This is a genomic window from Bradyrhizobium sp. HKCCYLRH3061 (genome assembly GCF_051168015.1).
Lineage (GTDB): Bacteria > Pseudomonadota > Alphaproteobacteria > Rhizobiales > Xanthobacteraceae > Bradyrhizobium.
On the sequence record NZ_JBNPUE010000003.1, the window covers coordinates 63044 to 69836 of the forward strand.

Genomic DNA, 6793 nt, shown 5'->3' on the forward strand with positions numbered 1-6793 from the left:
CGCTACGCGCCTCCATCGAGTGCGCGCGACCAGTCGGCGATCAGATCGGCAGCCTCCTCGAGGCCGGTCGAGAGCCGCACCCAGAATTCATCCGCCGGCTGTTTGGCGAACTGCCGCGGCGGCGGCTCCAGGATCGGCAGCACGAGGCTCTCGGCGCCGCCCCAGCCGAAGCCGAGCCGGCTCAGAGCGAGGCGGTTGATGGCGGCGATGACGTCGTCGCGGGCCTCGGCGGCGAAGGCGATCGTCAGCAGTCCGGCTGCGCTCCTGCAGTCGCGCCGCCACAGCTCGTGCCCCGGCGCGCCAGGCAGTGCCGGGCACAGCACGCGGCGCACGTCCGCGCGTGCGGCGAACCAGCGGCCGAGCTCGATCGTGGTGCGTAGCTGGCGCTCGCCGCGCAATGGCAGGCTGCGCAGGCCGCGCAGCGCCAGATACGACTCCAGCGCGCCGGGTACGTGCCCGAGCTGCACGGCGATGTCCTTCAGCCGCGCGGCATGGCGGTGCGAGGTGACGAGGGCGCCGAGCATCAGGTCGGCATGGCCCGCCGCCTGCTTGCCGAGCGACACCACGACCACGTCGACACCGTGCTCGAACGGCCGGAACGCGCCGAACGCGCCCCAGCTGTTGTCGAGAATGGTGATGACGCCGTGCGATCGCGCCGCAGCCGCGATGGCGGGTACGTCCTGCATCTCCAGCGACAGCGAGCCCGGCGATTCCATATAGACCGCGCAGGTCCCCGGCCGCAGCAGCCGGGCGATGTCGGCGCCGGCGGCCGGATCGTAGAACTCGATCTCGACGCCAAGGCCGCGCAGCACGGTCTCGCAGAACCGGCGGGTGCTCGACGCGACGGTGTCGGCGACGAGGAGATGCTGGCCGGCGCGGGCGAAGGCGATCAGGGCCGCGGTCACCGCGGCGCTGCCGCTCGACACCAGGATGGCGCGTTCGCCGAGCTCGAGCTGGGCGACCGCCGTCTCGATCCTGCTGACGGCGGGCGTGCCCATGCCGCCATAGAAGAACACGTCGAACGGATTGGCCTCGGCTTCGTGCAGGGTCTCGACAGTGTCGAAGAACACCGTCGAGGCCGGCTGGATCGCGGGCTGCGGAGTCTGCCGCTCTGCGGTTGCTTGAACGGCACGGGTGGACAGATGGAGCTGTGGTCCGCAAGGCTGATCCGGCATCCCGGTCCCGGTCCGCGACGGGCTCAGTCTGATGGCATTGTTGTCAGTCACGGCCGGTGCCCTCCGCAGCGAGCATGTCGATCAGCGCATCGAGTTCGTCCTCCGACAGGGCATCGAGCTCGCCGTCGGACAGGATTGGCGTGTCGCCTGCCGGAACGGGCTCGGCGGAAGGCGCATCCGCCCGCATCGTTTCGAGATGCGATGCGAGCAGCCGCGGTGTCGGATGGTCGAAGATCACGGTGGCCGGCAGGCGGATGCCGGTGCGGCCCTGCAGGCGGTTGCGCAGGTCGAGGCCGCTCAGGGAGTCCAGGCCAAGCTCCGCGAAGCGCCGGTCGGGATCGATGCCATCGCCTGTATCACGCCCGAGCGACCGGGCGAGATCGGCCAGGACCCTGGCAAGCAGCGTCTCATCCGAAGGACGTGGCTCCGCGATCTCCGTCCGAGCCTTTGCTGGAACGTGCCGCTCGCGGCCGGCGCGCAGCTCCGCGAGTTGAGGCGCCGCCGGGCGGCGCTCCAGGAAGCGATCGACGTCGAGCGGCACCACGCCGATCTGCGCCGGATTGGCTTTCAGGATGCGCCAGAGCGCGTCGAGACCTTGCGCGGTGCGGATCCCGCCGATGCCGAGGCGCTGCAGATTGCCTTGATGGTCGTGTTCGGCCACGACGCCGGTCTCCGACCAGGCGCCCCAGTTGATGCTGATTGCGGCAAGCCCACGCGCACGCCGATGGGCGGCCAGCGCATCGAGCCAGGCATTGGCGGCAGCATGGCTGGCCTGTCCGGCCGAGCCGAGCAGCGATGCGGCGGAGGAGAACAGTACGAAGCAGCCGAGGTCATGCTGCGCAAACAGCCGATGCAGCACCAACGCGCCGGCCACTTTGGGATCGAACGCCAGGGCCAGCCGCCCCGGCGACTGTTCAGTCAACAGCGCATCGTCGAGCACGCCGGCCGCGTGAAACACGCCGCGGATGGGGACGTCGGCGGGCAATGAAGAGAGCACCGACTGCATTGCATGCTCGCTCGCGACGTCGGCCACCAGCGCATGGATCTGGATTCCTGCGGCGCTCCAGCCTGCGAGACGCCGCGCAATGGTCTCATCGGGCGGGCGGCGACCAAGCAGCGCGATGTTGCGCGCGCCCTTCGCGATCAGCGCTTCGGCGAGCGCCAGGCCAAGACCGCCATAGCCGCCGGTGATCAGTTGGATGCCGTCGAACGAAAGTGTGGCGGGCGAACCCTCGGTCCGCTTCGGCGGGGGCGCAATCCGCGGCACGAAACGGCGCCCGTTGCGGACCGCCTGAAGCGTTTCGCCCTCGTCGCAATCGAGCGCGGCCAGCAGATCGGCGCTGGTCGTGCTGGCGTCGATATCGATCAGTCGTGCGGCCAGATTCGGCAGCTCGAGCGCTGCCACTTTCATCAGCCCCGGCAGCGAGGCTGCGACCAGACCATCGACCTGGTCGCCCGGTGATGCAGCGATCGCACCGCGGGTCAGGATGCTGACGCGCGCGGGCGAGGACAGGCTTGCAGCAAGCTGCAAGGTGGCGAGACTGCGCGCCGTCGTGTCGAGGATCGCCGCGCGCATGGTTTCGACTGCGACGTCGGGAGCGCCGGCCGCAACCAGCGCCGTGCAGTCGACAACGTGAACGCGGCCCGTCGCTTCGGCCGCACGGCGATGCAGCTCGGGTGGTTGCAGCAGGCTGCATTGCGCGCCGGCTTCGGCCAGCACCTGCGCCAGCCGTGCCGCCTCACCTCCCTCGTCGGCCACGAGAAGCCATTCGCTTTCGGCAACGACATGGCCGGCGCGCGCGAGGATGACGGTCTGACCGAACGGCTCTGCGCCAAGCAGCGGTGAGATCTCGTCGAAGCCGTGTCGTGTGAGCATCCGGCCCCAGCCGGCGATGTCGAGCAAAGCATGGCCGGTCTTGCGCCGGTCGTCATCGAAGCGCCACCAGCCGTCGGTCATGCCGAAGGTCAGATCGAGCCAGCGCTGCGGCGTCACCGCTTCGACGAGCACCAGCAGACCGCCAGGCGCCAGCAACTGGCGCGCGTGGGCGAGCGTGACGGCAAGGTCTCGCGTCGCATGCAGCACGTTGGCGGCGACCACGATGTCGAAGCTTCGCAGCGTGAGACCCTGGCTCGCTGGCTCCGCTTCGATATCGAGACGCTTCGTCTCGATCTGCTCGCCGAAGCGGTCGCGTGCATCGGTCAGGAACACGGTGCCGATGTCGGTGAACACGTAGCGTGTGGCATCTCTGGGCAGCGCATCGAGCACGGCGGCCGTGGTCGCTCCGGTCCCGGCACCGATCTCCAGGACCTGGATCTGACCGGGGGCTGCCTGTTCGGCCCAGGACGCCAGCGCCTGCTTCAGCAGCGTGTTCATACAGCGCGTCGGCAACGGCTCAGAATAGAGCTCAGCGAGCTGGCGCGGATCGCCGGCGGGCGACAGCAATTCGAGCGGATCGAGCTTGCCGGTGAGCACCTCGTGCAGCCGGGGTCCGCAACGCGACAGCAGCCGCCACTCGGCGGCGATCGAGATGTCGGGCAAATTGGCGGGCGCGCGCGGCGGCAGCGGCCGGTCGGGCCGATCGACAAAGCCGGTGGATGTCGTGGCGATGAGGCCGGCCTCCGCCAACATCGACAGCATGCGCGCGAGCTGGGCGCGCTGGTTCGAAGCAATGCCGAAGCGCGCCGCGATCGTCTCCACCGAGCCGTCGAGCGCGAGGTGACGGCGCCAGCCGAGCGCATGGAGCGCGCCGGCGGCATAGCAAAGGCTGACCTCATCGAGCAGCCGTTGGCCGTCGCGATAGGCGACGTAGGCCGGCGTTGCCGCGAGACGTTCGCCTGTCGCGGCAACCGATGCCGCGATCTTGCGGACGGCGGGCCGGTGCAGCCGCTGCGCGCGCCAATGCTCGGCGATGAACCAGGCGTCGGGCGCGGCATCCGCGTGGGCCAGCCAGTCGGCCGGCATGGCGCGCGCTTCGAAGCCTTCGATCACGAGCCGCGTATCGCCCGTGTCCGAGAGCAGGCGCAGGTCGGCGGTGACGCTGTCGGCATCGCGGCGCGTCAGGCGCATGTGCCACCAGCCGGTCGCCTGGTCCGGACCACCCGTCCATCGCAGGCCGGCGCAACGCACCGGGACGATCGGCGCATTGTAGTCGTCGCCGAGCGCCGCGAGCAGCAATTGAAAGCCCGCATCGATCAAGCCAGGATGCAGCGGACCTGCTTCATCCGCGGTGAGATGATCGAGTGGCGCGCAGCGCGCCAGGGCCTGGTCTCGGCCGCGCCAGACCTGCTGCAGATGGCGAAACCGCGGGCCGAGCGCGATCCCGAACCGGCGGGCGCGCGCATAGAGCGCGACGACATCGAGCGCGTCGGGGCAAGCGCCGCGGAGCGCAGCGAGATCGCTCGCGGGCGCAGCCCCGCTGACGTCCTGCAAGCGCGCTGTCAGGCACCGCCGCCATGCCGACTCATTAGCGGCACGGCCCATCAGTTTGAGCTGGCCGCCATCGGCATCGCCATCAGTGACGGCGATTTCCACCTCCACGTCAGCGCCACGCGGCAGCGTGAGGGGCTGTGGCAGCCTGATGTCGCTGAGGCCGCTGACGCCGAGGCGCATGGCCGCCTCGCGGGCGGCCGCAATCCATACGGCGCCGGCGACAACGATCGCGCCCTGCACCTCGTGATCGTCAAGCAGCGGCTGCAGCGAAGGGCCAAGCCGGAAATGAAACAAGGTCGCGTCGAGCGCGGCCGAGCGGACGAGAGCGCCGATCAGAGAGCGGGGCGTGCCGCTTGCGAGGTCGAACCAATAACGCTGCCGCTGGAACGCCGTGGTGGCGACAGCGCGCTTGCGCCAGCTCTGCCGTGGCCAGAGCATCGACCAGTCGACGCTGCGGCCAGCGAGAAACGCCGCAGCGGCGGCGTGGCGGTCGGTTGTTCGTTCGCCGTCGCCACTCACGCTGCGAGCGACCGAGGAAGCGGCCTGCGTGGTGGCGTCACCGCGTGCAAAGGCGCGTAGCTGCCGCGCGAGCGCGCGGGGCTCGGATGCGATAGCCGTGAGGCGATGCCCGAACGCGCCGCGGCAGGTCGCGGCTGTCGCACAATAATCGCGGAGCTCGGCCGCCGGCAATGCCTCCAGCAGATCAGCATGCTGCTCGGCCTGTCCGCGTAGCGCCGCGGCGGACTTTGCCGAGACTACCAGCAGTTCGTCGCCGCCACGCGCCGTGCTGGCCGGCAGATCGCTGGGCACTGGCACTTCGATTACGAGATGGGCGTTGGTGCCGGAGAAGCCGAAGGCGCTGACGGCTGCGACGCGTCGGCCCGGCGGCAACGGCGTCGGCTCGTGCGGAACTGCGAGCTGGTACTGATCCCAGTCGATGTTCGGATTGGGTGTCTCGAAGTGCAGATGCGGCGGCACGATGCCGTTCCGCAGACTGAGAACGGTCTTCATCAGCCCGGCAACGCCGGCCGCGGCTTCCAGATGCCCGAAATTGGTCTTCAGCGATCCAACAAGCAGCGGCTCGTTGCGCTCGGTGGCATAGACACGGCCGATCGCCCGCAGCTCGATGGGATCACCGAGCGGGGTGCCGGTGCCATGAGCCTCGACATAGGCGACGTCCGACGCAGCGAGGCCGGCGCGGCTGAGCGCTTCGCGCATGACGGCTTCCTGCGCCGCTCCGCTCGGCACGGTCAGGCCGCCGCTGGCGCCGTCCTGGTTGACGGCGCTGCCTCTGATGATGCCGAGGATGGTGTCGCCGTCGGCCTCGGCATCGGCGAGACGCTTCAGCACCACGACGCCGCAGCCCTCGCCACGGACATAGCCGTCGGCGCCGGCGTCGAAGGTGCGGCAACGCCCGCGCGGCGACAGCATGTGCGCCTTGGAAAAGGCGATGCTCGGGATTGGGCTGAGGATCAGTCCGACGCCGCCGGCGAGCGCGAGGCTGCATTCGTTCTGTTGCAGGCTGCGGCAGGCCTGGTGGATCGCGACCAGCGACGACGAGCAGGCGGTGTCGATGGTCATGCTCGGACCGGTGAGGCCGAGGGCATAAGACAGGCGGCCGGCGGCCACGCTGAGCACCGTGCCGCTGACGTGATAGGGCCCGACCTTCTCGCGATCCTCGGGCGCCGCCTGCAGCGTTGCGTAGTCGAAAGTGCCGAGACCCACGAACACGCCGGCGGCGCTGCCGTAGAGCGCGGTCGGATCCTGGTTGGCGCGCTCCAGCGCCTCCCAGCTCACTTCGAGCAGGACACGCTGCTGCGGATCCATGGCGTGGGCTTCGCGCGGCGCGATGTTGAAGAAGTCGGCATCGAAGCGATCGACGCCTGCGCAGAACGCGCCGTGGCGCGCGGTCATGTGCCCCGGCGTGGCGGGATCCGGATCGACGAGGCGGGCGTTGTCCCAGCGATCCCGTGGCGTCTCGGTCACTGCGTCACGTCCATTGGCGAGACTGTCCCACAGCTCCGCGGGCGTACCGGCGCCGGGCAGGCGGCAGGCCATGCCGACAATCGCGATCGGCGCCGGCGTCTTGAGGCGCGCGATCTCCGCCTCGAGGCGGCGGATCGTCAGCAGCGCCTGCTTGATGAGGGACGGGTCCTTGGGCTCTGGACTGCTCATGACCATCGCTACG

At 69.8% G+C, this 6793-nt stretch carries 2 protein-coding genes; both read right to left on the reverse strand.

Annotated elements, in window-relative coordinates:
• Positions 1-2 precede the first annotated feature (2 nt).
• Complete coding sequence (locus ACQR2C_RS07135) at positions 3-1226, reverse strand: trans-sulfuration enzyme family protein (RefSeq protein WP_316239057.1); 1224 nt, start codon at positions 1224-1226, stop codon at positions 3-5.
• Positions 1219-6780 carry a type I polyketide synthase gene (locus tag ACQR2C_RS07140; protein WP_434880810.1) on the reverse strand — a complete coding sequence of 1854 codons (5562 nt, stop codon included), beginning with the start codon at positions 6778-6780 and terminating at the stop codon, positions 1219-1221. Before ACQR2C_RS07140 ends, ACQR2C_RS07135 begins: the two co-directional genes overlap by 8 nt.
• Between the last annotated feature and the right edge of the window lie 13 nt (positions 6781-6793).

What these genes read in the sequence shown, in the direction of transcription:
- ACQR2C_RS07140 (WP_434880810.1), bottom strand. Translation starts at nt 6,780, where the DNA reads ATGAGCAGTCCAGAGCCCAAGGACCCGTCCCTCATCAAGCAGGCGCTG.